The organism is Modicisalibacter coralii (assembly GCF_004117855.1).
GTDB classification, from domain to species: domain Bacteria; phylum Pseudomonadota; class Gammaproteobacteria; order Pseudomonadales; family Halomonadaceae; genus Modicisalibacter; species Modicisalibacter coralii.
Genome location: NZ_QWBW01000013.1, coordinates 99,726 through 125,688 on the forward strand (window position 1 = coordinate 99,726; position 25,963 = coordinate 125,688).

Below are 25,963 nucleotides of genomic sequence, written 5' to 3' on the forward strand. Positions count from 1 at the left end.
GCGCTCGGCGCCGCACCCGCGACCAAAGTGGTAAGCCTGACGGGCCCTTGGAGAATGGGCGGCTTTACAGGAAGCAACGGGTAGCGAAGACTAGACAAAACACCCTATGACGCGCCGCTCGACGTCGCCTTACGCCATGGGAACGGCATGCCTCACGAACCGCAGGAAGACCTGATCGACAACCTGGCCGCCTGCGCCAACGGCGAGGCCCGGGCTTTCGAACGCCTGTACCGGGCGACCAGCCCGCATCTCTATGCCCAGTTGCTGCGTATCGTCAGGGAGGAAGGCGCCGCCCAGGACTGCCTGCAGCAGGTCTACCTGCGTGTCTGGCAGACGGCGGGACGCTACGATGCCAACCTGGCCCGTCCCATGACCTGGTTGAGCACCATCGCCCGCAACATCGGCATCGACTGGCTGCGGCGCCGTTATCGCCATGTCGAGGACGGCGACGAGGCGCTCGATCGGCTGGGCAGCGACCCCGACATGGCCGCCATCAGCGAGCTCGCCCAGCAGACCCGGCGCCTGCACGTCTGTCTCGAGGAACTGTCGCCGGATCAACGCCGGGTGCTCGAGAAGGCGTATTTCGAGGGGCTGACCCATGGCGAGCTGGCCGGCGCCCTGAGCCAGCCGCTGGGCACCGTCAAGAGCTGGATACGCCGCGGACTGGAGAGGTTGAAGGCATGCATGAGCCGTGGGATCTGAGCGATCCGCAAGAGCGCGACCTGGCCGCCGGCGAATACGTGCTGGGCACCCTGGACAGCCGCCAGCGCGCCAACTTCGAGGCCCTGCTGGCAGTGAGCCCCGACCTTCGGCGCCAGGTCGCCCGGTGGCGTGAGCACCTCCAGGTATTCAACGACCAGCTCGACCCCGTGCCGCCCCCCGAGACCCTGTGGCCACGCATCGCCCGCACGCTGGGGCTGAGCGACACGCCCTGGCGTCGACGCCTGGGTGTCTGGCGCGGACTGACCGCCGCTTTCGCGCTGATGGCACTGGTTCTCGCCGGGTTTCTCTACCTGCGCCCGGCCCCGGGCATGATCCCCGGCGATGCCGTCTTCGTGGTCCTCGACGACGATCAGGTACCGGGCTGGATCATCAGCGCCAGCGAAAGCGGCGAGCTGATGGTCCAGGCGGTCCAGCCGGCGATGCCCTCGGGCATGGCCGGTGAGCTGTGGCTGATGAAGGATGGCGAGCCCGTCTCGCTGGGCATGCTGCCGGACCGCGGCGAGGCGCGCATGGAGATGCCGCGGGAGTTGCGCTCGCTGATGCGCCACGCCGACCTGGCGGTGAGCATCGAGCCCGCCGGCGGCGCCCCGCAGGGCAAGCCCACCGGCCCGGTGATCGACCACGGTCGACTGATACCGATGCGCGGCGACGACAAGGTACGCCTGTAGCGGCGTTCAGCCACCCACCAGCGCCTTGACCTTGTCGACGATGTGCGCGCCGATCGGCAGTGCCGAGGTGGCCGCGGGGGACGGCGCATTGCAGACGTTCACCGTCCGGGTCGTGTTGACGAAGCGGAAGTCGTCGATCAACTTGCCGTCGTCGGAGACCGCCTGCGCGCGCACCCCGGCCGGATAGGGCTGAAGGTCGTCGAGGGTCAGGCTCGGACAGTACTTGCGCACCTCGCCCAGATAGCCCTTCTTGGACCACGAGTTCCTGAGCTCGGCCAGTCCCGGGCGCAGATTGGCCTTGAGTACCTTGAGCACCCCGCGGTTGGTCAGCATGGCGGCGCTGTCGGCCAGCGACACGTCGCGCTTGCGGTAGCCCTCGCGCTTGAACGCCAGCACCGCATTGGGGCCCACCGTGACGCTGCCGTCGATCATGCGGGTCAGGTGCACGCCGAGAAACGGCATCGACGGGTCGGGAATCGGGTAGATCAGATGATTGACGATGGTGTCGTGCTCGGCCGGCAGACGGTAATATTCGCCGCGGAACGGGCAGATCGTGAAGCCCGGCTTGACGCCCAGCATGCTGACCACGCGATCGGCCATGAGCCCGGCGCAGGAGACGAGGTGGCTGGCGGTATAAGTGCCCTGAGTGGTGTCGACGACCACCTCCTCGCGACGCTCGCTGAGTCCCGTGACGCCGGTGGCGAAGCGAATCTCGCCGCCCTGGCGGACGAATTCGTCGCCCATCGCCGCCGCCACCCGGGCATAGTCGACGATGCCGCTGGAAGGCACGAAGATGCCCCCCACCCCGGTGATGTTGGGCTCGCGTTCGCGAAGCGCCTCGGCGGAAAGCCATTCACGCTGCAGGCCATTGGCCCCGATGCGCTCCCACAGCGAATGCATGCGCTGCATTTCCAGGTCGTTGGTGGCGACCAGGACCTTGCCGCAGATGTCGTAAGGGATGGCATGCTCGTCGCAGAACGCCTTGGTGGCGCGATTGCCCTCGCGGCAGAACGTCGCCTTGTGACTGCCGGGGGCGTAATAGACCCCGGCGTGAATGACGCCGCTGTTGTGGCCGCTCTGGTGACGCGCCGGCCCCTCCTCCTTCTCCAGGACCAGCATGCGCTTGCCGGGATATGCCCGCTTGAGCTGCATGGCGGTCGACAGTCCCAGAATACCGGCTCCAATGATGATGAAATCGTACACGTCTGCCCCTTGTCGGATGAGCGCCACCGGCTGTCGCGTTCGTCGTCGCGTACCGGGCCCCTCGCATGGGATACCGAAATTCGTCGGAGGCTTCAAGGCACTTGAAAAGCCGTATCATGGCAGCCACACCTGATTCAGGCTCCTTCGCGAATCGCTCCAGACGCTGCATGGACGCGCTGCGCGATGCCGGAACCACCATCAAGGAGTGAGAGGATGACGCACCAGGAACTGCCCAGCGACGACGACCTCAGTCTGCTGGTCGATCTCTACGAATTGACCATGCTCCAGGCGTACTGGGCCGAAGGCATGAACGAAACCGCCACGTTCAGCCTGTTCTTTCGCAAGCTGCCGGCCCATCGCAACTACATGCTCGCCTGTGGCCAGCAGCATGTCGCCCGCCTGATCACGCAGTTGCGCTTCGGTGAGCGCCAGATCGCCGCGCTGCGCGAGCTGGGCCTGTTCAAGGAGGCATTCCTGGAGTGGCTGGCGAATTTTCGCTTCACCGGCACCATCCATGCCGTTCAGGAAGGCACGCCGGTCTTTCCCCACGAGCCGTTGCTGGAAGTCGAGGCGCCGATCGCCGAAGCACAGCTCATCGAAAGCCTGATCATGAACTACGTGCACCTGGAGACGGTGCTGGCCTCCAAGGCATCGCGGATCGTCAATGCCGCCGAGGGGCGAGACGTGGTCGATTTCGGCATGCGGCGCATGCACGGCATGGATGCCGCCATCCGCGGGGTACGCGCCTACCGCATGGCCGGGATCGCCGCCACCAGCAACGTGCTGGGCGCGGCGCGCCACGGCCTGCCGGCACGCGGCACCATGGCGCACAGCTTCGTGCAGGCCCACGCCAGCGAGGATGGCGCCCTGCAGGCCTTTGCCCGGGAATTCCCCGGCACGGTGCTGCTGGTCGACACCTACGACACGGTGAACGCGGTCAAGCGCCTGATCGGCTGGCTCGACGCCAACCCGCACCTCGAGATCAGCGCCATTCGCCTGGATTCCGGCGATCTCAGCGAACTCGCCAAGACCTGTCGCCACCTGCTCGATCACGCCGGCCATCCGGAGATCGCGATCACCGCCAGCGGTGGGCTCAACGAATACCGCATCCAGGACCTGATCGCCGACGAGGCGCCCATCGACAGTTTCGGCGTCGGCACCTCGCTGGGCGCTGCCAGCGACGCCCCCTGCCTGGAACTGGCCTACAAGCTCACCGAATACGCCGACGAGCCGCGCCTCAAGCACTCGCCCGGCAAGCACTCCCTGCCCGGCCGCAAGCAGATCTATCGCCACGCCAACGACGACGGCACTTTCCAGCGCGACACCCTGACACTGCGCGAGGAATCCGCCCCGGGCGAGCCCCTGCTCGCGCCGATCGTCGTCGACGGCGCGTTTCAGAGCACGCAGATGGCCTCGATCGACGAAGCGCGTCAGGCGAGCCTCGACGCCGTGTCACGGCTGCCCGAGGGGCTGCGGCGACTCGATGAGGCCGCGCCCTACCGGGTCGACATCAGCGAGCGCATTCACGAACGCCGTCGTCTGGCGGAATCGCGCCTGGGCCTGCCCACCGACGGCTGAGGACGCCTTTCACAACCGGTAGACGAAGTGGGCATCTCCGTCGGCAGGGCGTCGCAAGGGCGCTATAAACCCCTCCCTGGGCGCTACCTTTGCTATCTGACCGCCATGGATGGCGGTAATGCCGGAATGGAAAGGAGCATTTTCCGGCCATGGCAAAGGACCCTCGCTTTGCCCTGCCACCGGTGCCCATGATCCGAGAGTTTGGAAATACGCTCCCTGGCCAGCCACCGCACGAGAAGGCGCACCCGCGCCTTCTCCACAGCTTGACGTACCCGCCGCGTTTCACGAGCATTGACCCTCGCTTTTCAGGGACCCGCCCGATCGATGCCTCTTCACCGTCTCGCCATGGCCGGCCAATGGCACTGGTATCTGCTGCACGACCGTCGTCCGCTGGACCGACACCTGCGCCTGGAGCACCCGGAGGCCATGCAGCCGCTGGAGGATGTCGGCAGCAGTCGCTTCTACCTGGACGCGCACGGGACGCGGCTTTTCAAGATCGTCACGGACAAGTACGACTGGCGACGGCGCCCCATGAAATGGCTGTTGCGCGACCTGCTCGAGAAACGGCTCTCCGGGCGCTTCGCCGGTTACCGGGAGTACCGCAGCAACCGCATCATACGCCGTGCCGGCCTGAAGGCGGTCGAATGCCATGCCTACGGCGTCGCCATCAACCCGTTCAATGCGCTGGGCTCGGTCTATGTGATGGACTATCGCCGCGATGCCGTCTCCGGCGAGCCGTTCTTCCTGGCCCAGGGGGAAAGCGGCCGCCTGGCATTGCTCAAGCGGATGTGCGACGAGGCACTGCAATTGATCGAGCACGGCTACGCCCATCGCGACTTTCACTACGGCAACGTCATGGTCGATGGCGACGGCGGACTGATCTGGATCGATACCCATGTGCGCAAGCTGCCCGCCGACCCGCAACGGCGCCGGGCCTGCGTCGAGGCCATGCTCAGCCCCACCAAGCTGAAGGGCGAAGCGTACCGGCGCTGGGCCCTCGAGTATCTCGAGGCGCGTCTGGTCTAGGGCGCACCATCCACTGCCAGGAAACTCCCATGCAACACGCTTTGTTCATCACGGATCATCTCGGCGGCGGCGGCGCACCGCAGTCGATCCTCGCCCTGACCCGCGCGCTGACGCAGCAGGGTGTTGCCGTGACCCTGGTGGTATTGAGCGACAAGGTCTGGCACGCCGTCCCCGAGGGGGTCGCCGTCCACTGCCTGCCGCTGGCGCCCCGCTGGCCCTGGGACCGCTGGCGCCGTTATCGGCTGCACGCCAGGCAGCTCGACGCTCTGGTGGAACGTCTCGACCTCGCCCACGCCGACCTGGTGGTCGCCAATCTCTACTATTCGCATCAGGTCGTCGTGCGCTCCTCCCTGGCCGACCGGGCCTGGCTGTGCATTCGTTCGGACCGTGCCTCGCATCTGGCAGCCGGCGAGGACCGCAAGACACGCCGTCGGCGTCGCGACCTGGTCCGGCTCTATCACCGGCGCCGCGTCATCGCCATTTCCCGGGGCCTGCTCGATTCGCTACGGCGGGCCGGTGTCGAGCCCGCCGAGACCCGGGTCATCCACAACGGAATCGATATCGAGACGATCCGTGCGCGGATGCGCGAAGCGGTCGATTACCGGGACTATCTGGTCTTCGTGGGGCGCCTGGTGCGCAAGTCGAAGCGCTATGACCGGCTACTGCGCGCCTACCGCGCCAGCGGGGTCACTCAACGCCTGTTGATGATCGGTGACGGCGACACGACCGACGTCCGGCGCGAAATCGAGGCGTTGGGCCTCGAAGAGCGTGTCGTATTGCTGGGGCAACTCGACAACCCCTACCCCTACATGCATCATGCCCGCCTACTGGTGCTGAGCTCCGACTACGAGGGCTTCGGCCGGGTGATCGCCGAGGCGCTGGCCTGCGATACGCCGGTAGTCAGTACCGATTGTCCGTCAGGGCCCCGGGAGATACTCACCGGCGGGCTGGCCAGGGGCCTGGTGCCGATGCACGACGAGGCCGCACTGGCTCGGGCGATCGGCGAGCTGGTGGCCGATCCGCCGCCCATCCACGAGGCCGACTATCGACGCTTCGACCCAGCGGCCATTGCCGAACAATACCGCGCCCTGCCCGGCTGAGGCGGTCATCCACTCCTTTCATCACGGCCCGATACCATGAGCAAACGTTTCGCCTTCGTGATCGAGGATCTCTACGGCGGCGGTGCCGAGAAGTCGCTGCTCTATACCGCCGATGGCCTGCGCCAGCGCGGCAACACGGTCGAGGTGTTCATCCTCCGGGACCGTATCGAGCACCGCGTGCCGCCGGGCCTGACGATCACCAATCTCCAAGCGGTCAACCGCTTCACCAAGCTGTTCTCGAACGCCGGGGTGGAACGCTGGCAGGCACGGCGCATCGCCAGGGCGCTGGACGCCTTCGCCCCGGACGTGATCATTTCCTGCTCCTGCGACAAGATCACCCGGCACCTGCGCTACCCGAACCTGCACTTCTGGATCAAGAGCGACATCTCGGCCAAGTTCAGCGACCCGGCCCTGCGCGCCAAGGCCTTCGCCAAGGTCCATCGCTTCTATACCGGCCGCAAGGTAATCGCCGTCTCGCAGGGCGTCGAGCGCAACCTGCGCGAGGTCATCGGTCTCGAGCCGGCCGAGATACGCGCCATCTACAACCCCTACGAACGCGAGCCCTTCCTGGCCATGGCCGAGGAGCCGGCGAACCTGCCGGACGGCGATTACCTGATCAACGTCGGCACCTACGAGCCCCGCAAGCGCCACGACCGGCTGCTGCGCGCCTACAAGGCCAGCGGCGTGACCACGCCCCTGGTGCTGCTGGGCAAGGGCAAGGGCGATCAGGAAGCGCGCCTGCGCGCCCTGATCGACGAGATGGACTTGAACGACCGGGTCATCCTGCCCGGCTACCAGACCAACCCCTACCCGTTCATTCGCCACGCCCGGGCGTTGATTCTCACCTCGGATGCCGAGGGGCTGCCGCGGGCGCTGATCGAGGCCCTGCTGCTCGGCACGCCGGTGGTCAGCGTCGACTGCCCCTCCGGGCCGCGGGAGATCCTCGGCGGCACGCTGGCGCCCTTCCTGGTGCCGATGGACGACGAACCGGCACTCGCCGACGCGATCGCGCGCATGGACGCCGACCCGGTCCCGGTCACCGAGGATCATTATCGGCCCTTCCTCAAGGACACCGTGTTACCGCAGTTCGAGGCGCTGGAATAAAACCCTCTAATTCCGGGTTCATCGCATTGTGCCGGGAAATCCGGCGTGGATCCTCCTGAACACGCTCCCTCCCACAGCCACCTGCCAGTTGACTGGTCCTTGTGGGAGCGAATTTATTCGCGATGGCGGCGGGCACCGTACCTTTCCCGGCCATGCCGGGCGCCTGCGGCGCCAATCGGGAACAAGTTCCCTCCCACAGGAGCCCCCATGCGCCAGTGCGCCGTCCAGGCTGGTTTTCGTGGGAGATAGTTTAGGCCCCATGGCGGTAACTTAACGTTTCACGCCGATCCGCGAAGCACCTAATTCCCGATCATGGGGTGCGAGACGCCGCGTAGGCACGCAACTCGGCGACCACCGCCTCGGGTAGCTCGATCGACTCGCCACGCTCGGCGCGCAAGGCGTAACGCCGCGCCCCGGGCAGCCGGACCCCCGGCTGGTCGAGCATGGCCTGAAACAGGGCTTCGATGTGCGCGAGATAGCCGTCGCTGAAGCGGGCCGGATCGAAGGCCAGGATCAGATGCCCGACGCTCGGCGCCTCGCCTTCCGCCTCGAAGAAGGAACTGGCCTGAAAGCCGAAGTGGCTGCCGGTCAGCCCAGCGGTGAGCAGTTCCACCATCAGCGCCAGCGAGGCGCCCTTGGCATCGCCGGCGGGCACCATGCTGCCGGCGATCGCCGCATCCGGGTCGGTGGTGGGCCGGCCCTCGATGTCGAGCGCCCACCCCTCGGGGATCGGTTCGCCGGCCTTCTTGGCCAGCATCACCTTGCCGCGGGCGACCTTCGACAACGACAGATCGATGACCAGCGGCTCGGCATCGCGCCGCGGGGTGGCGAAGGCGATCGGGTTGGTCCCGTAGAGCGGGCGCTTGCCGCCCCACGGGGCCATCGCCGAGGGCGCGTTGCTGAAGGCCATGGCCACCAGGCCTTCCCGCGCCAGGCGCTCGACCGGCTCCCCGGCGACCCCGAAGTGATGCGAGCGCCCGATCGCCACGGCGACCAGCCCCAGCTCGCGGGCCAGCGGGATCGCCCGCTCGACGCCCCGGGCGATTGCCGGAAACGCCAGGCCGTGTCCAGCGTCGACGCGAATCACCGACCCGGCGACCTCGACCCGGGCCCGGGCACCGGCAACCACCTTGCCGCTGCAGGCCTGGGCGAGATAGAACGGCAGTCGCGACAGGCCGTGCGAGGGCAAGCCGTCGCGCTCGGCGGCGATCAGCGCCCGGGCGCTGACGCCGGCCTCCCAGCGCGGCACGCCGACCGCCTCGAGGGCCTCGACCGCCAGGGCCTCGGCATCGCGTAGCGACAGCGTCGTGTTCATGCGTTCACCCCCAGCGCCCGGCGCACGTTGTCGACGGTGATCCAGCTGATCCGCTCGTTGGACTCGTGCGTCACGCCGGCGATGTGCGGCGTGGCGATCAGCCCGTCGACGCCGGCCAGCGCCGAGCCTGCGGTGAGCGGCTCGTCCTCGAAGACGTCCAGCATCGCCCCGCCCAGGTGGCCTGCGCGAAGGCTGGCGGCCAGGGCCGCCTCGTCGACGATGCCGCCACGCGCGGTGTTGATCAGCAGGCTTCCCGGTTTCATCGCCATCAGAGCCTCGGCATCGATCAGATGACGCGTGCCTTCGGTCAGCGGGACATGCAGGCTGACCGCGTCCACCGCGGCGAGCAGCGTTTCCAGTCGGTCGACGCGCTCGACCGTCTGCCAGGCGGCGTCGTCCTCGGCCACGAAGGGATCGAACGCCATCACCGACATCCCCAGACACTGGGCGCGCCGGGCCAGATCCCGAGCGATGCCCCCGAAGCCCACCAGACCCAGCATCGCCCCTTGGGTCTCGTGCCCCATCAACGCCTGACGCGGCCACTCGCCAGCCAGCACCCGCGACGTCGACAGGTAGGCCCCGCGGCGCAGCATGAAGATACCGGTCAGCACGTATTCGGCCACCGACACGGTGTTGCCGCCGGTCGCCGGCAGCACGGCGATACCGGACTCCCGGCAGGCCTCGAGATCGATATTGTCCAGCCCCACGCCCAGCCGCCCCACGGCGATCAGGTCGGGAAAGCGCGCCAGCAGTTCGCGGTCGACGCGCGTCCGGTTGCGCACGATCAGCCCACGCACACCGGCGCCCGCCGCCAGCAGCCGGTCACGATCGTCGACCAGGGTGGCGTCGAAGGTCACCGAGCAGTCCTTTTCGAGGTCGGCCACGGCCGCCTCGTCCATGAATTCACTGATAAGTACATCGGTCATCATTGGTCCTCATGAGTGCGCTTGTGCGCCTCGATGATGAAGGGGCGCAGGGGGCAGATCGTCGCGGAGGTCATTCGCCAGGACGGCGAATGTAGCGCCCAGGGAAGGGTTCACAGCGCCTCCGCAAAGATCTGTCCTCGGGTAGCCCTTTGTTGATCAGGGTGCGAAAACTAGAAGTGACGCCACAGGAGCCCCGCCGGCAACGGCACGTTGAGCACGATGGCGAACAGGATGTAGAAGCCGCCGATGATCAGCCCCAGCGCCACCGCGTAGCCGCCCAGCCGTCGCGCCGTCCAGGCGTGGTAATGGGCGTGCGCGGCCAGCAGCGCCGCGCTGGCGACGCTGGCGACGAGAAATCCCAGCCACTTGAGCGACAGGCTCCAGATGAGCATGACGGCGATCAGGCCGAGACGCCGAGCGACGCTGCCGGCCTCGGGGCGGGCCCGCCGGGGATGCGCGACGACACTCTTGATCAGCAACGCGACACTGAACACCAGCAGCAGCACGGCGATGGTTCGCGGAAAGACGCTGGCCATGATCGACATGTCACGACTGAACACGATCGCTCCGGTGGCGATGACAATCATCACCAGCGCCAGGAGGCGATCGGAACGGCGCGCATCGAGCGTCGCTGTCTGGGGGTCAGTGGCCATTGGCGGTCTCCTTGGGGGTACGGCTGCGCCAGGCGCGCCACAGCGGGAACAGCACCGAGAGCAGGACCATCGCGATGATCGCCAGCGACAGGGGCCGGCCGAAGAAGGCATTGACCACCGAGCCGGAGGCGTTGCCCATCAGATACCCCTGGACGAAGCCCTGCTCGGCGATCGGCCCCAGGATCAGCCCCAGCACGATCGGCGAGGGTTTCACGCCATAGCGCGACAGCACCCAGCCAATCACGCCCAGCACGACCATCACCACCACGTCGAAGGGATTGTTGCGGATCGCGTAGGTACCGATGATGGTCATGAAGGCGATGCTCGGCACCAGCAGCGCCTTGGGAATGCTGACGATCGACTTGAAGGCGTAGCGCCCGATCAGCAGACCGATGGGCAGCATCAACAGGGTGGCGATGAACAGCCCGCCGATGAAGGTGTAGGTGACGCCGACGTTGGTGGTGAACATTTCCGGCCCGGTGCGAAAGCCCTGGACCAGCAGCGCACCGAGAATCACCGCGTCGGGCGGCGTGCCGGGGATCCCCAGCACGAAGGTGGGAATGAAGCCGCCACCGACGGTGGCGTTGTTGGCGGTTTCGGTGGCGATCACGCCATCCGGCTCGCCCTTGCCGAAGTTCTCGCTGTGCTTCGAGGTGCGCCGCGCCTCCGAATAGGAGACCAGACTGGCGATCGAGCCGCCGGCACCGGGCAGGATCGCCACTGCCGTGCCGATGATCGCACTGCGCAGGCTATTGAACTTGCCGCGCCACATCAGCGACAGCCCCTCGGCAAAGCGAATCCCCCGCCCTTTCTCGGGCGGTTCCAGATGCGCGCTGGGGGTGGCGACCAGGTCGATGAGCACCGGCACGCAATACAGCCCGATCAGCGCCGAGATGGTCTCCACCCCGCCGAGCAGGAATTGCGAGCCGAACGCATAGCGGATGTCGGCACCGATCACCGACACCCCGACCGTGGACAGCAAAAGCCCCAGCCCGGCGCCGATGAAGCCCTTGAGGGTCGAACCTTCCGACAGCGCCGAGATCAGGGTCAGGCCGAAGATCGCCAGCCAGAAATATTCCACCGGGCCGAACTTCAGGGCGATCTGCGCCAGCAGCGGCGCCAGGGTCAGCAGGGCCAGTGCCCCGACCAGCCCACCGACCATCGATGACAGCGTGGAGAGCGTGACCGCCAGGTCGCCGTCGCCCCGCTTGGCCATGGGATAGCCATCGAAGGTGGTGGCGATCGCCGAGGGCGTGCCCGGCGTGTTGACCAGGATCGCCGCGTAGGAGCCGCCGTAGATGGCCCCGGTATAGATCGCCCCCAGCATGATCAGCGCCGCCTCCGGCGCCATGCCGAAGGTCACCGGCACCAGCACCGCCACCGCCATGGTCGCCGACAGCCCGGGCAGCGCGCCGATGAGAATGCCGGCGGCGACTCCGACGATCGCCAGCATCAGATTGACCGGAGACAGGGCGGCGGCCATGAAACTCAGGGTGTCCATGCACTTCTCCCTCGCGAAGGGGCCCCGAGGCCGGGGCCCATGGAACGCCGCTCAACTCACTCGATGATGCCCATCTCGCGTGCCACCTTCTCGTACTCGGCACGCCGCTTGGCCATGAAGTCGGCCATCTTCATGTACGGCACGTCGATCAGCACGAAGCCCAGGTTCTGCATCTTCTGGCGGAACTCCGGGTTCTGGTTGATCTGCTGAAAGATCCCGGACAGCTTCTGGGTCACGTCGTCCGGGGTGTCCTTGGGCACCGCCATGCCGCGATAGGCCCCACCGGTCATGTCGTAGCCCAGTTCCTTGAAGGTCGGCACGTCGGGGAACAGCGGGTGGCGGTTGTCGGCGGACACGGCCAGCATGCGCACCTTGTCCTTGTGGTTGGCCGCGGTGGTGGTGTAGCCCCACTCGGCCTGCACCTGACCGCCGAGCAGCGCCGTCACCGCCGCGCCGGTGCCCTTGAAGGGGATATAGGTGGTCTTGACGTCGGCCAGCGACTCGAAGCGCCGATTGGCGATGTCGTTGGCGGACTGGGTGCCGCTGCCCGAGACGGTGATGCTGCCCGGCTTCTCCTTGGCGGCGGCGATCAGGTCGTCGAGCGTCTTGTAGGGACTGTCGTTCCTGACGATCAGCGCATCGGGGGAATAGTGGAAATAGTAGAAGTTCTTGAGATCCGCGGTCTTGAAGCCCGGGTCCTTGCCCATTGGCTTGAGGATGATGTGTGGCAGGTTGGTCCCCATGATGGTGTAACCGTCGCCGTCCATCTCGTTGAGCTGCGACCAGCCCACCGCTCCGCCGCCACCGGCCATGTACTGAATGATCAGTTGCTGACCGGTGAGGTCCTGGAAGTATTTCTGCTGCAACCGGGCGCTGATGTCCGATTCGCCGCCCGGGCCGAAGGGGATGATGTACTGGATGTTGTGATCGGGGAAGTCCTCGGCACCGGCCGCCGCAGCGGGACCGGCGAGCGTGGCCGCACTGAGCAGACCGCCGACGAGGGCTGCCGCTTTCAGGGTCTTGAAACGTATCTGGCGCATGATCGTCTCCGATGTTGCTGTTATTGTGCTTCGGTTCCCGGGAGCCCGAGGGCTCCCGACATGCCACGTACCACCACGTGACGCATCATTGCTTTGTCGTTGTCGGGCGTGCCGGTGCGCGGTCCCTCGTGTATTAGCACTCGGCGATCGCGAGGCGACACCCGTCTTTGGTCTCAGGCGCTCGCGTGGCGCCGCGTGAAGACGCACTCCCGATGCCCCGGCGCCTCGGCACTGATGTGCCGCCCATCGGCCGTGTGCTGCGGCATTCTCAGCAACTGACGCTCCGTCTCCGGCAGATTGTTCTCCCGGCGTAGCCCCCGACACCTCGACGTCGATGGGCTCGGCCAGGGTGCGCGGGCTCGCGCAGCGCTTGACCCCGGGCTGGATCGACTTGTCGATCACGCGGACCTGCCACGAGTCGTCAGGTGCAGGGACGAGTGCCTCGCCACCAAGTCATGTATATGACATAGTATATATAACAGTCAAGGAGATGCCGACATGCGCGTCCCTCGGTATAATTCGCCCGATGACCCCGTCGCATCACCGCTCACCAACAGGGACGCCGCCTCCATGACCGCGCCGAAAGGCCCGACATTTCAGCCGCTGTACAAACAGATCAAGGACTTGCTTCTGGAACGGATTGCGTCGGGTGAGTGGCCGCCGGGGACCTTCATCCCCAGCGAGGCGGCACTGGCCGCGAGCTACAACGTCAGCGTCGGCACGCTGCGCAAGGCGCTCGACGAGCTGGTCAGCGACAACGTGGTGGTCCGCCGCCAGGGCAAGGGCACGGCCGTGGCCACCCACGATGCCGATCGCGCCCTGTTTCGTTTCTTCAACGTCGTGCGTCACGACGGCGAACGCAGTCTGCCGGTCTCACGGGTACTGAGCCGCCGGCGTCGCCCGGCCACCGCCGCCGAACGTGACGCGCTGGATCTGCCACCCGGAGCGGAGGTGATCCATATCCGGCGGGTTCGCGAACTGGCCGGCAACCCGACGCTGCTCGAGGATATCGTGCTCGACGCCACGACCTTCGCCGCGCTAGAGACGCAGCCGGACGTGCTGCCCAACACCCTCTACCAGCTCTATCAGCATCAGTATGGCGCCACCGTCGCGCATGCCGACGAACAACTCGTCGCCGTGCGCGCCGACGCGCAGGATGCCGATCACCTGGGTGTTGCGCTCGGCGAGCCGCTGATCGAGATTCGTCGCGTGGCCCGGGACTATCAGGACGCGCCCATCGAGCTGCGCGTCTCGCGCCTGGCCACCGGCGACTACTGCTACACCAGCCGTCTCTGATCGCCGAGAAGGCCGCCGAGGTGACGGCCGCCCGGCTAGCCGGGCGGCCACTGACGACTCAGGGCGTGAGCACGATCTTGGCCGCGGCGCTCTGTCCGGCGACCAGCTCGGCGAAGGCCGCGGCACCGCCATCCAGCCCGCGCGTCTCGACCCAGTCGAGAGGCCCCAGCGCCCCCGAGGCCAGCAGGTCGACCGTGGCGCGCAGATCGCTGGGCGTATAGGTATAGGCGCCCAGCACGATGAGTTCCTTGAGGGTGACGGCGCGCATGTCGAACGCCCCGTCGTTGTCCTGCAACCCCAGATGCATCAGCGAGCCTCCGGGGCGCGTGGTCTGCACGGCCATCGTTCGCGTCGCCGCCGCCCCCACGCAGTCGAAGACGGCCTCGACGCTGTCGGCCTCCACCGGCGTTCGCCGTGGATCGATCACCGTCAGCCCGGCCTGCTCGGCGGTCGCGCGGCGCAGCGGATTGGTATCGGCCAGCGTCAGGCGGCGCACGCCGCGCTGGCGCAGCATCAACCCCGTCAGTAGCCCCACGGCACCGGCTCCGATCACCAGGACTCGGGCTTCCGCGAGCGGTCGCGCCAGACTGCGCGCCAGGCGGTTGATGGCATGCAGCGCGGTGGCGGCCGGCTCGGTCAGCGCCGCCGCTACCGGCGACAGGCCATCGGGCAGTTCGATCAGGCACTGATCGGGGACCACCACGCTCTCGGCGAAGGTCCCCGGACGGTTCATGCCCAGCATGGTGCGATTGCTGCACAGGTTCTGTCGCCCCGCCAGGCAATAGTCGCAATGACCGCAGATCACCAGCGGGTTCATCGTCACCCGTTTGCCGGCGAGCGCGCCCTCGATGACTTCCCCGGCTGCCTCGTGGCCGAGGATCATCGGCGGCACCCGGCGCGGATCGTGGCCGTGATAGGCGTGCAGGTCGGACCCGCAGATGCCCGTCGCCAGCACCCTCACCCGCGACTCGCCGGCGGCCAGCGGCGCCAGTTCGATGTCGCGAAGCTCCATCTGCTCGGGGCCGGTATAGAAAAGCGCTTGCATTCTGAATTCCTCCAATAATGACCTACCTGTCATCCCTTCAAGCCAGGCACCATCGGGCGCTTGACCATGCGTTCCTCAACGCGCGGTGAAGCCGCCATCCACGAACAGCGTCTGCCCGGTCACGTAGGCCGAGGCCGGCGAGGCGAGAAAGACCGTGGGTCCGGCGATGTCCTCGGCGTTGCCGTTGCGGCCGATCGCCGTGCGCGCCGCCAGTTCCCGGGCCCTGGCCGGATCGTCGAACAGCGTGGCGGTCAGCTCGGTGGGGAAGAAGCCCGGCGCGATGGCGTTGGCGTTGATGCCGTCCCGCGACCAGGCCTCGGCCATCGCCCGGGTCAACTGGACGATGCCGCCCTTGCCGGCGCCATAGGGCGCGCTGTCGGGAAAGGCGCGCAATGACTGCAGCGAGGCCAGATTGATGATCCGCCCGTAACCGCGCTCGCGCATGCCGGGCACCAGCGCCCGGGCGAGAAAGAACGGCGTGCCCAGGTGCAGTTGCAGGGTCAGGTTCCAGCTGGCCAGATCGACGTCGTCGATGGGCTGACGCAGATTGACGCCGGCGGCATTGACCAGGATCGATACCGCGCCGAACGGCCCGGCGGCCTGGCTGGCTACCGTCTCCAGCGACGCGGCGTCGGCCAGGTCGGCGACCAGGGCGGCCCCCCGCCCGCCCTGGCGCTCGATGCACGCCACCGTGTCATCGAGCGCGGCGCGGCGCCGCGCCGCGACCACCACCGCCGCCCCCGCAGCCGCCAGGGCCAGCGCCATGCTGCGTCCCAGGCCGCTGCTGCCGCCGGTGACCAGCGCTACCTGACCGTCGAGATCGAAGCAGGGCGTCATCCTAGATCTCCTCGGCGATGACCAGATCGAAGGTCTCGTCCGGGTAGTACTTGGCCAGACGCACGTCACCGCTGCGCGCGTGCCCTTCCATGCCTTCGCAGCGCGACAGCCGTGCCGTCGCCGCGGCGACACTGCGCGTCGCCTCCCGGGACTGGCGCTGGTAGGTGACGATCTTGAGAAACTTCTCGGCACACAGGCCGCCGGTGTACCGGGCCGCCCCCTTGGTGGGCAGGATGTGGTTGGTCCCGGAACACTTGTCGCCGAAGGCCACCGTGGTCTCCTCGCCGACGAACAGCGATCCGTAGCTGGTCAATTGCGCCACCCACCAGTCCAGATCCTCGACCTGCAGCTCGAGGTGCTCGGAGGCGTAACGGTCGCTGACCTCGACCACTTCCTCGCGGCTGTCGCAGATCACGATCTCGCCGTAATCGCGCCAGGCGGCATCGGCGGCCCGGGACTGGGTCTCGGGCAGATCCGCGATCAAGCCGGGGATCCGCTCGCTGACCGCCTCGGCCAGCGCACGCGAGGTGGTGAACAGCCAGGCCGGCGAATCCGGGCCGTGTTCGGCCTGGCCGACCAGATCGGTGGCGACGATATGCGGGTCCGCCGTGTCATCGGCGATGATGCCGATCTCGGTGGGCCCGGCGAACATGTCGATGCCGCAACGGCCGAACAGTTGCCGCTTGGCCTCGGCGACGAAGCGGTTGCCCGGGCCCACCAGGATGTCGGCGGGCTTGCCGGTGAACAGCCCGAAGGCCATCGAGGCGATACCCTGCACGCCGCCCATCTGCAGGATGGTATCGGCGCCGGCCAGATCCATGGCATAGAGAATCGCCGGATGGATGCCGTTCTCGTCACGCGGCACCGAGCAGGCGATGACGTTCTTGACGCCCGCCGTCCTGGCCGTCGCCACGCTCATGATCGCCGAGGCGATGTGCGCGTAGCGCCCGCCCGGCACGTAGCAGCCGGCGGTCTCCATGGGGATCAGCTTCTGCCCGGCGAACAGCCCCGGCGAAAGTTCGGTCTCGAACTCGCGGATGCTGTCGCGCTGTGCCGCGGCGAAGCGCGAGACCCGTTCGTGGGCGAACTGGATATCCGCCTTGAGCTGCTCCGGGACTTTGACCTTCGCCGCCTCGATCTGCTCGCGGGTAACCACCACGTCGCCTTCCCAGCCGTCGAGTTTCCGGCAGTACTCCCTGGCCTTGGCCTCGCCCTCGGCCTCGATCTCGGCCAGCATCCGCGACACCGTCTCCTGGGTCTGGTCATACCCCGTCGAGGCGTTCTTCTCCGCTTTCTTGTAGTAATCGATAGCCATTGCCGTTCTCCTTCTTGCGTGTCGTTGCCGTGGTGCCCTCTGTGAGGGCCGTATCACGACGTCTTGGATAGCGAGACATAGCGCTTTTGTAAGCGCTTACAATTCGTCGTACATCAAATCTCTTGTCAATGCCGGTTCATCGTCTCAGGCATCGCCTGGACAGAGCTTAGAGTGCCCAGGTCGACAACCAGGGCACGAATGCCACCAGCAGCACCACCGCCAGCATGCCGATGACGAACGGCACGGCATGCCGGGCCACCGCCAGTACCGAGCAGCGCGTCAGGCCGGAGACGACGAACAGGTTCAGCCCCAGGGGCGGCGTGATGAAGCCCAGCCCCAGCGTCGTCACCATCAGGATGGCGAAGTGGAAGTCGTTCATGCCCGCCTGGTGGGCCAGCGGCAGCAGCAATGGCGAGAGAATCACGATGTTGGGCGTGGTCTCCATCACGCACCCCGCCAGCACCAGAATGCCGATCATCAGCAGGATGATCAGGGTCGGCGAGTCGGTGAAATCGCTCACCGCCCCGACCATGGTCTGCGGGATGTCGAGGCTGGCCAGCGTCTGGGCCAGCGGCAGCGACACCGCGATGATCGGCACGATCACCCCGCAGACCCGCGCCGAGGACTCCAGCATGCGCGGAATGTCACCCAGCACCAGCCGCTTCTGCAGCAGGCCGATGATCACCACCACCACCACGGCGACGGCGGCCGCCTCGGTGGGCGTGAAGACCCCCGAGTAGATACCGCCGAGGATCACCACCGGCACGAACAGCGCCCAGCGCGCGCCCCACACGGTGGTCAGCCAACACCGCCACGAGAAGCGGGCCTTGTCCGACTCGTACCCGTAACGCCGGTTGAGCAGCATGTTGGTGAACATTACCGAGACCATCACCATCACCCCGGGGATGGCCGCCGCCAGGAACAGCGTGGAGGCCGACATGCCCAGCACCAGCCCCATGACGATATAGGCGATCGAGGGCGGGATCAGGATGCCGGTGCAGGCCCCCGACGCCACCAGCGCACAGGCGGCGGGCAAGGGGTAACCACGCTCGACGAGGCGATGGATGGTCATCCGCCCCACCGCCGCCGCCCCGGCGGCATCGGACCCCGAGATGCAGGCGAAGAACCCGCAGCCCAGGGTGGTCGAGTTGCCCAGCCCGGTGCGCAGCCCGCCGACCGTGGCCTCGGCGACATCGAGCAGCTTGTCGGAGAGCCCCGAGCGCACCAGCGCATCGCCGGTGAGGATGAACAGCGGCACCGCGATCAGCGCGAAGGCATTGATGCCGTCGAACAGCGCCTCGCCGAACACCGACAGCGGCAGCGTCTCGGTGAGCGTCAACATGCCCAGTGCGCCCAGTCCGATCGAGACCCACACCGGTACCCCGAGCACGATCATCAAGACGAGCAGGGAACAGGGCAGATAGAAGGTCCAGTCGAGGGACGAGACGGCCTGTTGGGCAGCCAGGAATTCCATGCATCACCTCCTCAGTCGAACAGCCGGTTGCCGTCGAACGCCGGCAGGCCGCGGCGCATCCGCCCGACATCGGCTGCCATCGATTGCACGACGCGTCCCGCCACCACCAGAAAGCCCAGCGGGATCGCCGCCAGGAAGATCGCCTGCGACACGCGCAGCCCCGGGGTCACCGAGCCGTACTGCAGCGAGGTCATGACCGGCGACAACGAGAGCCACAGCGCCCACACGGCGAGTGTCAGGGTGGCAATGTCGGCCAGCCACCAGGCCAACCGCTGGATGCGCGGCCCGCCCAGATTGACCAGCACGTCGATACGGATGTGGGCGCGATCCCGGACCGCCGCGCCGGCGGCGATCCAGGCCAGGTAGATGAAGGCATAGCGCGACAACTCCTCGCCCCACACCGAGGAGTAGTCGAGCAGGAAACGCCGCAGAACCTCGATCGCCACGGTGGCGATGATCAGGGCGTAGAAGGTCAGCAGGATCCAGCGTTCCGCCTTGCGGTCGAAGGCGGCCAGCCGATCGTACCAGTGGCGTTGCCGCGCCCCGGCCTCAGGCGTTGCTGTCGACGTAGTAGCCATTCGACACCTCCGTCGCGGCCAGCAGCTCGTTGAACTTGTCCAGCGAGCCCGCCAGCTGGGTCTTGAGATCGTTCCAGGTCGCCAGTTGATGGCCGCACTTGGCCTTCCACTGCGCGATCTCGTCGTCCGTCGGCGAGTAGATGTCGATGCCGGCATGGCGCATCTCGTAGTAGGCGTAGGCACGCGCCGCGGGAACCTTGGCGAGATTCTCGCGGAACGTCACGTCCGAGGCCTGCATGATCGCGTCCTGAACGTCGGCCGGGCGCGCGTCGAACCAGTCCTTGTTGCAGGTGTAGACCTGGGCGTCGGGCACCGACTGGATCGTCGAGATCGATGCCAGCACGTCGGTGAAACCGAACACGTAGAGGGCTTCGACGCTGGGATCGAGGGCATCCGCGACGCCCTGCTTCATCGCCGAGGAGGTTTCGCCCCAGGCCACCGGCGTGGGGTTGGCGCCGGCCAGCCGATAGACCTTCTGGAGGATCTGCGACGAGGGCACACGGAACTTGATGCCGCGGATATCGTCCGGCGTGCGTACCGGGTGATCGAGCAGCCCCTGGCGCACGGCCACGGTCCGCGGGTCGATGCAGATGTAGCTGAGCACCTTGAAGCCGCGATCCTCGACCTTGCCGTGAACCACGTCCTTCCAGACCGGCGAGGTCACCAGATTGACCAGGTGCTGGTTGGCACCGCACCAGTAGGGGATGTTAATCAGGTCGACCTCGGGCGCGAACGCCGAGAGATTCGAGATCGAATGCTGGGCCATGGCGATGGTGCCGTTCTGCACCTTGGTGATCAGGGCGCCACCGGCCCCCAGCTGACCGCCGGGTTGCAACCGCACGTAGAGCTTGCCGCGGCTGAAGTTCTGCAGGTTCTCCTTGAAGTTGAGCTGCATGATGGGATAGGCCCGCGAGGCGCCGAGACGGTAACCGGTCGCCATGACCAGCACCGTGTCCGCCGCCTTCTCGCGCTCTTCCTCCTCGCGGGAGATCGCGGCCATCGCCGACTCCGAGAACAGCGAGCCGCCCAGGGCACCGATCAGCGCCGTGGTGAAACCATAGCGACCCACCATGTTGAAGAAGTGGCGGCGCTCGGGACGTTGTGGTTCGCCGTCGGCCACGGCGTGACGGCTGAGCTTCTTGGCGTGGCGTAGCATGCTGGAACTCCTGTCTTGTTGTGTCGTGATCTCGGCTGAGTCCTGAATCGGGCCTGGCCTCCGCTCACTCGAGCCGAATGCAGCCCGTGATGAAGCAGGCGACCGTGGCGACGAGCAGTGTCGCTTCGGCCGCGGGCGATAGCGTGAACAGCGCGATCCCCCGGCTCTCGAACGCCACCCGTGCGATGAAGATCGCCAGCAGCAGCGCGGAAAGCGTGACCAGTCCGCGTCCCCATCGCCTTCTTGCATCGACATGCGTCGTTGGCATGGTTGTCTCCCGTGCCGGTTGTGATTGTCGTCCCTGACGCCTCGATCCTGGTGCTGCCTACGCTTTGTCTGAAAAATGTCTGCGCTCGCCCATACGGCGTTAAAAATTGACTCAAAATGCTCATTTACGGCCTGTAAACTGCGCTTTTTCGTCATTTTTTGCCTTGTCTGGCCATCGCTCGCCGACTTTTCAGACAGAGCTTAGTCGTCGCCCTCTTCCGGGCCTTCCTCCGTGACAAGCGCTTCGCTGATTTGCCGGCAAAATTGTAAGCGCTTACAATCGGGTTGGACTCAAGCTAGCCAATGTTCGATAACCTGTCAGTACGACCTTGGTCACAGCCGCCGAATTGGGTGGCCGAACCACGAGACAGGTCGGTGCCAGCCAAGGTCCGACAACCTGTCAGTACGACCTTGGTCACAGCCGCCGAATCGGTGGCTGAACCACGAGACAGGCCGGTGCCAGCCAAGGTCCGACAACCTGTCAGTACGACCTTGGTCACAGCCGCCGAATTGGGTGGCCGAACCACGATACAGGCCGGTGCCAGCCAAGATCCGATAACCTGTCGGTACGACCTGGACCACAGCCGGCGAATCGGTGGCTGGGTCGTGAGACGACCCGGTGATACGCTGACGGAAACCCTCATGAGTCGCCCCATGAACAGGGATGTCAAACGCACACTGCTCGAGGACGTCGCCCGCGAAGCCGGGGTCTCCACGGCGTCGGTCTCCCGCGTGCTCAACGGTGCACCGCATGTCAGCGACCGGCTGCGCCACAAGGTCGAGGCGGCGGTCGACCGGCTCGGCTACGTGCCCCACGGCACCGCCAGGGCCCTGGCCTCGCGACGCATCGGCGCGATCGGCGCCCTGGTCCCGACCCTCGACAACCCGGTCTTCAGCGCGATGATCGACAGCCTCGAGCGGCGTCTCAAGCAATACGACTACCGGCTGCTGATCGCCACCTACCGTTACAGTCTCGCCGAGGAGGTCGAGTCGCTGCGCACGCTGATCCAGCAGGGCATCGACGGCGCGGTGGTGATCGGTCACGACCACCTGCCCGCGGCGCTGCAACTGTTCCAGCAACACGAGCTTCCCTACCTCTCCTGCTGGCACAGCCAGGAGGACCCCGACTGGCCGAGTATCGGCTTCGACAACGCGGCGCCGGCCCGTCGACTCGCCGAGCACCTCATCGAGCTGGGGCATCGCCGCATCGCGGTAATCACCGCCCCCGTCGAGGGCAACGATCGAGCCCGGGCCCGCCTGCAGGGCTTTCGTCAGGCCATCGAGACGGCCGGCCTGACGCTGCCCGACGATCATGTCGTCACCGTCGACTACGGCATCGAGGAAGGGGCTTCGGCATTCGCCGAGCTGATGCGGCTGACGCCGCGCCCCACCGCCATCCTCTGCGGCAACGACGTGCTGGCCTTCGGCACGGTGTTCGCCGCCCAGCGAGCCGGGATCGCCATTCCCGGGCAACTCTCGGTGACCGGTTTCGACGACCTGACTCAGTCGCGCTTCATGCAGCCGGCACTGACCACCGTCACCACCCCGGCCGACGAGGTCGGTCGCCGGGTGGCCGATGCTCTGGTGGCGCGCATTCTCGGGCAGACGACCCGACATCGTCAGGTCCTCGAGGCGCGCGTGGTGCTGCGCGATTCCACGGCCCCGCCGCCCCACGCCACCGGCTGATGCGCCACCCGGGCGCCTCGCACGCGAGAACGCCTGCTTGCCGGGTCAGGCGCTCTCGTAGAGCCGCGTGAACACGAACTCCCGATGCCCCAGCGCCTCGGCGCTGGTGTGCCGGCCGTTGGCCGTGCGCAGCAGCATTTCCAGCAGTTGATCCCCCGCCTCAGGCAGGTTGATCTCGCGGCGCAGCACCCCCGACACGTCGACGTCGATGTGCTCGCCCATCGTGCGCACCGTGCGCGGGTTGGCACAGAGCTTGATCACCGGCAGGATCGGGTTGCCGATCACGTTGCCCTGCCCGGTGGGGAAGAAATGCGCCACGTAGCCCGAGGCCGCGCACAGCGTGACCATCTCCGCCGCCGCCGACGAGGAATCCATGAACCACAATCCGGGCCCGGTGGGCGTCTCGGCCTTGTCGAGCACCCCGTCCACCCGGCAGCGCTTGCCGATCTTCTGGATGTTGCCCAGCGCCTTTTCCTCGATGGTGGTCAGACCGCCCTCGATGTTGCCCTTGGTGGGCTGCGACTCGGAGAGATCGCTGGTCTTGTGGCGATCGATCATCGCGCTGTAACGATCGAACATCGCCTGGAACTGCTCGCGCACCGTATCGTTGGCGCAGCGCGCGGCCACCAGGTGCTCGCCGCCGGTCAGCTCGGAGGTCTCGCCGAATACCAGCGTGCAGCCCTGTTCGTAGAGCTGGTCGAAGGCTTCGCCGACGGTGGGATTGGCACCGCAACCGGAGGTGGTGTCGGATTCGCCGCACTTGGTGGAGACCCACAGCTCGCTGACGTCGCAGGGCTCACGCTGCAGCTCGCTGGCGTACTGCACGAACTCGCGGGCCTTGCGCGAGGCGTTGGCGATGGTGTTGTGGTCCCCGTTCTGTTCGATCCAGAAGCCTTCCACGGGCTTGCCGGTGGCGCGGATGCCGTCGACCACCTTGCCGGTCCACCCGGGCTCGATGCCGATCACGATCACCGCGGCGACGTTGGGGTTGCAGCCGGTGCCGATCAGGGTCCGGAAGTGCAGGTCGAGATCGGCGCCGAACTGCAGCCGACCGTAGGGGTGCGGCAGCGCCAGCGTGCCCTTGATGTTGTTGGCCACCGCTTCCGCCGCGGCGTTGGAGATGTCGTCCACCGGCAGCACGATCACGTGGTTGCGGATGCCGACCCGGCCGTTGTCCCGACGATAGCCGAGGAAGGTGCGTCCCTTGAGTTCCATGCTTACCACCTCTTGGTCTTGACGTTGTGAACGTGGACGTGTTCGCCCTGGCGAATCGACTGCACCACCCGGCCGATATCGACGCTGTACTTGATCACCGCCTCGCCCTCGGCGAGATCGCGGATCGCCAGCTTGTGCCCGATGGGAATCGCGTCCTTGACCTCGAACTGCAACGTCTTGTCCTGGTCCATCACCCAGCCGGTCAGCGTCTGACCGGCCTGGACCCCTTCCACCACCACCACGCCGACCGCGTCGTCGGCGTCGTGGACCACGAAATCGATGCTCATGCGCCTCTCCTCGCGTGGATCGCGTTGATTGTCGTCGTCGCTGCCGAGTGCTCGTCGGCCCGACAACTCATGTATATGACATAGTATATATGACCGTCAAGCACGAAAACGTCGCCCTACACGCGGCGGCATGACGACACCGTCGGACTCACCGGCCAGCCTGAGCGCGGCATGACAGGCAGAGCGCGCAACCGTCGGCGCGGCGCGTGGAGCGAAAAAGAGGCGGAAAATAGCGAGGAGAAACGCGGGGGCCGGCGTCGCTAGTCGGACTCGCGCAAGAAGACCTTGAACGCCTGCCACAACGGACTGCGGTAGCGCTCCGGATGCCAGACCAGCGAGAAGGAGCGGGTGAGTTGCAACGGGCTATCCAGGGCGACCAGCTCACCGCGCTCGAGTTCGCCGGCCACGCTCAGCCGCGACAGGCAGCCGAGGCCGAAGCCGGCACGCACCGCCTGCTTGATCGCCTCGTGCTGCTCGAGTTCCATGCGCACCCGGATGCGTTCGACATGGGGATGGATCGCCGCCTCGAAGATCGAGCGCGTTCCCGAGCCCGGTTCGCGCAGGATCCACTGTGCCGCCTGCAGGTCCTCGACGCTGAGGCCTTCGCGGCGCGCCAACGGGTACTGCGGCGCGGCCACCACCACCATCTCGTCCTGGCGCCATACCTCGCTGACCAGTCGCGATTCGCTGCACTGACCCTCGATGAAGCCCAGGTCGGCGTCGAAACGCTGAATGTCACGCATCACCTCCTCGGTATTGCGTAGCCGCAACTGCAGGTCCGCCGCCGGATGCCGCTCGATGAAACGCCCGGCGAGCATCGGCAGCAGATAGGTGCCGATCGTCGCGCTGGCGGCGACGTGCAGCGTGCCGCGCAGCTCCCCCTCGGGTTCCCGGGCGGCATCGATCAGTTCGTCGAGGCCGTTGAGGACCTTTTCGGCATAGGGCATGAGCCGGCGGCCGGCATCGTTGAGTTCGAGACGACGGCCCAGGCGTTCGAAGAGCACCACGCCGAGCTGACGCTCCAGATCGCCCAGCGCCTGGCTGGTCGCCGACTGGGAAAGGCTGAGCTGACGGGCGGCCGCACTCACGGCACCGCCGCGGATTACGGCGACGAATACCTGCAGTTGGCGGAAGGTCACATGACTCGACATATCGGTTTTACTTAACTGTCATTTCGTTATTACCCAATAACACATAAATCTATTCCTGATTAGCCTAACGGGACACGTCCACGGCGTCATCGCCAACCATCGGAGAACGTCTCATGTGGCAGGGATTGATACTCTGTGCCGGTCTGACCCTGGGGGGCTTCACCCTGGCCCACCTGCCGGGCATTCGTGAAAGCGGTGTCAGTCCGCTGGTCTTCTCGCTGCTGCTGGGCCTGGTGGTCGGCAACCTGCCCGTCGTCGGCCATCAGCCGCGAGCCCGTGCCGGCCTTCAGTTCGCCACCCGCCGGCTGCTGCGCGGCGGCATCGTGCTGTTCGGCCTGTCGCTGACGCTGCAGCAGATCCTCGGCCTCGGTCCCAAGGTGATCCTGCTCGACACCCTGGTGATCTGCAGTGTGCTGATCGTCGGCTACTGGGTAGGCACGCGCCTGCTGGGGCTCGACCGCGAGACCGCCCTGCTGACCAGCGCCGGCAGCGCGATCTGCGGCGCCGCCGCGGTGCTGGCGACCGAGACCACGATCCGTTCGAAGCCCGCCGCCACGTCCATGGCCGTGGCGACGGTGGTGCTGTTCGGCTCGCTGGCGATGCTGGTCTACCCGCTGCTCTACCCGCTCACCGGCATGGACGAAGGGCTCTTCGGCATCTACATCGGCGCCACCGTCCACGAAGTGGCACAAGTGGTCGCCGCCGGCGATGCGGTGGGCCCGCAGGCGCTGGCCAACGCGGTGATCGTCAAGCTGGTGCGGGTGATGCTGCTCGTCCCCTTCCTGCTGGTGGTCGGCCAGTGGTGGATCCGCCGGCAGG

General features: G+C 66.7%; 25 protein-coding genes. 9 read left to right on the forward strand and 16 right to left on the reverse strand.

Features of this window, described 5'->3' with window-relative positions:
* Window positions 1–147 precede the first annotated feature (147 nt).
* Window positions 148–702, forward strand: coding sequence for a sigma-70 family RNA polymerase sigma factor (locus D0901_RS08745; RefSeq protein WP_129139920.1), 555 nt, complete (start codon window positions 148–150; stop codon window positions 700–702).
* Entirely contained in the window at window positions 681–1,391 is a 711-nt protein-coding gene (locus D0901_RS08750) for an anti-sigma factor (protein ID WP_129139921.1), read from the forward strand. Before D0901_RS08745 ends, D0901_RS08750 begins: the two co-directional genes overlap by 22 nt.
* Window positions 1,392–1,397: 6 nt before the next feature.
* Here the strand turns inward: D0901_RS08750 and lhgO are convergent, their stop codons facing one another.
* Entirely contained in the window at window positions 1,398–2,594 is a 1,197-nt protein-coding gene (lhgO, locus tag D0901_RS08755; RefSeq protein WP_129139922.1) for an L-2-hydroxyglutarate oxidase, read from the reverse strand.
* Window positions 2,595–2,807: 213 nt separating this feature from the next.
* Here lhgO and D0901_RS08760 point away from each other — a divergent pair, with 213 nt between their 5' ends.
* The 4 genes from D0901_RS08760 (at window position 2,808) to D0901_RS08770 (ending at window position 7,402) form a co-directional block, all read left to right on the forward strand.
* Window positions 2,808–4,172, forward strand: coding sequence for a nicotinate phosphoribosyltransferase (locus tag D0901_RS08760; protein ID WP_129139923.1), 1,365 nt, complete (start codon window positions 2,808–2,810; stop codon window positions 4,170–4,172).
* 324 nt (window positions 4,173–4,496) lie between these two features.
* Entirely contained in the window at window positions 4,497–5,198 is a 702-nt protein-coding gene (locus D0901_RS20875; RefSeq protein ID WP_162500841.1) for a protein kinase family protein, read from the forward strand.
* A gap of 29 nt (window positions 5,199–5,227) precedes the next feature.
* Complete coding sequence (locus D0901_RS20880) at window positions 5,228–6,298, forward strand: glycosyltransferase (RefSeq protein WP_162500842.1); 1,071 nt, start codon at window positions 5,228–5,230, stop codon at window positions 6,296–6,298.
* A 36-nt stretch (window positions 6,299–6,334) separates the two neighbouring features.
* Window positions 6,335–7,402, forward strand: a complete 1,068-nt coding sequence (locus D0901_RS08770; RefSeq protein WP_129139925.1) for a glycosyltransferase — start codon at window positions 6,335–6,337, stop codon at window positions 7,400–7,402.
* Window positions 7,403–7,712: 310 nt separating this feature from the next.
* Here D0901_RS08770 and D0901_RS08775 read toward each other — a convergent pair whose 3' ends face one another.
* The 5 genes from D0901_RS08775 to D0901_RS08795 all read right to left on the reverse strand — a co-directional run bounded on the left by D0901_RS08775 (window position 7,713) and on the right by D0901_RS08795 (window position 12,837).
* The gene (locus tag D0901_RS08775) at window positions 7,713–8,717 is read right to left on the reverse strand and encodes an Ldh family oxidoreductase (RefSeq protein WP_129139926.1); all 1,005 of its coding nucleotides are present in this window, start codon (window positions 8,715–8,717) and stop codon (window positions 7,713–7,715) included.
* Window positions 8,714–9,643, reverse strand: coding sequence for a hydroxyacid dehydrogenase (locus D0901_RS08780; protein ID WP_129139927.1), 930 nt, complete (start codon window positions 9,641–9,643; stop codon window positions 8,714–8,716). Before D0901_RS08780 ends, D0901_RS08775 begins: the two co-directional genes overlap by 4 nt.
* A 170-nt stretch (window positions 9,644–9,813) precedes the next feature.
* Window positions 9,814–10,296, reverse strand: a complete 483-nt coding sequence (locus D0901_RS21060; RefSeq protein ID WP_129139928.1) for a tripartite tricarboxylate transporter TctB family protein — start codon at window positions 10,294–10,296, stop codon at window positions 9,814–9,816.
* On the reverse strand, window positions 10,286–11,797 hold the full coding sequence (locus D0901_RS08790; RefSeq protein WP_129139929.1) for a tripartite tricarboxylate transporter permease: 1,512 nt from the start codon (window positions 11,795–11,797) through the stop codon (window positions 10,286–10,288). The genes D0901_RS21060 and D0901_RS08790 overlap by 11 nt, the downstream gene beginning before the upstream one ends.
* Before the next feature lie 56 nt (window positions 11,798–11,853).
* The gene (locus tag D0901_RS08795; RefSeq protein ID WP_129139930.1) at window positions 11,854–12,837 is read right to left on the reverse strand and encodes a tripartite tricarboxylate transporter substrate binding protein; all 984 of its coding nucleotides are present in this window, start codon (window positions 12,835–12,837) and stop codon (window positions 11,854–11,856) included.
* 570 nt (window positions 12,838–13,407) lie between these two features.
* Between D0901_RS08795 and D0901_RS08800 the strand changes: the two genes are divergently transcribed.
* Window positions 13,408–14,133 (forward strand): GntR family transcriptional regulator, encoded by a 726-nt coding sequence (locus tag D0901_RS08800; protein ID WP_233440384.1) that lies wholly within the window; start codon window positions 13,408–13,410, stop codon window positions 14,131–14,133.
* Between the two features lie 58 nt (window positions 14,134–14,191).
* On the opposite strand, the gene D0901_RS08805 is transcribed toward D0901_RS08800, so the two are convergent.
* The 7 genes from D0901_RS08805 to D0901_RS08835 all read right to left on the reverse strand — a co-directional run bounded on the left by D0901_RS08805 (window position 14,192) and on the right by D0901_RS08835 (window position 20,806).
* Window positions 14,192–15,178 (reverse strand): alcohol dehydrogenase catalytic domain-containing protein, encoded by a 987-nt coding sequence (locus tag D0901_RS08805; protein ID WP_129139932.1) that lies wholly within the window; start codon window positions 15,176–15,178, stop codon window positions 14,192–14,194.
* Window positions 15,179–15,253: 75 nt separating this feature from the next.
* Window positions 15,254–16,015 (reverse strand): SDR family NAD(P)-dependent oxidoreductase, encoded by a 762-nt coding sequence (locus D0901_RS08810; protein WP_129139933.1) that lies wholly within the window; start codon window positions 16,013–16,015, stop codon window positions 15,254–15,256.
* Window position 16,016: 1 nt separating this feature from the next.
* Window positions 16,017–17,330 (reverse strand): histidinol dehydrogenase, encoded by a 1,314-nt coding sequence (gene hisD, locus D0901_RS08815; protein WP_129139934.1) that lies wholly within the window; start codon window positions 17,328–17,330, stop codon window positions 16,017–16,019.
* Window positions 17,331–17,496: 166 nt separating this feature from the next.
* Window positions 17,497–18,804, reverse strand: a complete 1,308-nt coding sequence (locus D0901_RS08820) for a TRAP transporter large permease (RefSeq protein WP_129139935.1) — start codon at window positions 18,802–18,804, stop codon at window positions 17,497–17,499.
* A gap of 11 nt (window positions 18,805–18,815) precedes the next feature.
* The gene (locus D0901_RS08825; protein WP_129139936.1) at window positions 18,816–19,382 is read right to left on the reverse strand and encodes a TRAP transporter small permease; all 567 of its coding nucleotides are present in this window, start codon (window positions 19,380–19,382) and stop codon (window positions 18,816–18,818) included.
* Entirely contained in the window at window positions 19,354–20,538 is a 1,185-nt protein-coding gene (locus D0901_RS08830) for a TRAP transporter substrate-binding protein (protein ID WP_129139937.1), read from the reverse strand. Before D0901_RS08830 ends, D0901_RS08825 begins: the two co-directional genes overlap by 29 nt.
* Before the next feature lie 64 nt (window positions 20,539–20,602).
* On the reverse strand, window positions 20,603–20,806 hold the full coding sequence (locus D0901_RS08835; protein WP_129139938.1) for a hypothetical protein: 204 nt from the start codon (window positions 20,804–20,806) through the stop codon (window positions 20,603–20,605).
* 653 nt (window positions 20,807–21,459) lie between these two features.
* Here D0901_RS08835 and D0901_RS08840 point away from each other — a divergent pair.
* A complete protein-coding gene (locus D0901_RS08840; protein ID WP_162500843.1) occupies window positions 21,460–22,491 on the forward strand; it encodes a LacI family DNA-binding transcriptional regulator in 1,032 nt (343 codons plus the stop codon).
* Between the two features lie 45 nt (window positions 22,492–22,536).
* Here D0901_RS08840 and suyB read toward each other — a convergent pair whose 3' ends face one another.
* From suyB to D0901_RS08855, 3 genes are all read right to left on the reverse strand, one after another.
* Window positions 22,537–23,706, reverse strand: a complete 1,170-nt coding sequence (suyB, locus tag D0901_RS08845) for a (2R)-sulfolactate sulfo-lyase subunit beta (protein ID WP_129139940.1) — start codon at window positions 23,704–23,706, stop codon at window positions 22,537–22,539.
* Between the two features lie 2 nt (window positions 23,707–23,708).
* Window positions 23,709–23,993, reverse strand: a complete 285-nt coding sequence (gene suyA / locus D0901_RS08850) for a (2R)-sulfolactate sulfo-lyase subunit alpha (protein WP_129139941.1) — start codon at window positions 23,991–23,993, stop codon at window positions 23,709–23,711.
* A 260-nt stretch (window positions 23,994–24,253) separates the two neighbouring features.
* Window positions 24,254–25,144, reverse strand: a complete 891-nt coding sequence (locus D0901_RS08855; RefSeq protein ID WP_129139942.1) for a LysR substrate-binding domain-containing protein — start codon at window positions 25,142–25,144, stop codon at window positions 24,254–24,256.
* A gap of 113 nt (window positions 25,145–25,257) precedes the next feature.
* On the opposite strand from D0901_RS08855, the gene D0901_RS08860 reads away from it, so the two are divergent.
* On the forward strand, window positions 25,258–25,963 hold a 706-nt coding region (locus D0901_RS08860), incomplete at its 3' end, for a YeiH family protein (protein ID WP_129139943.1).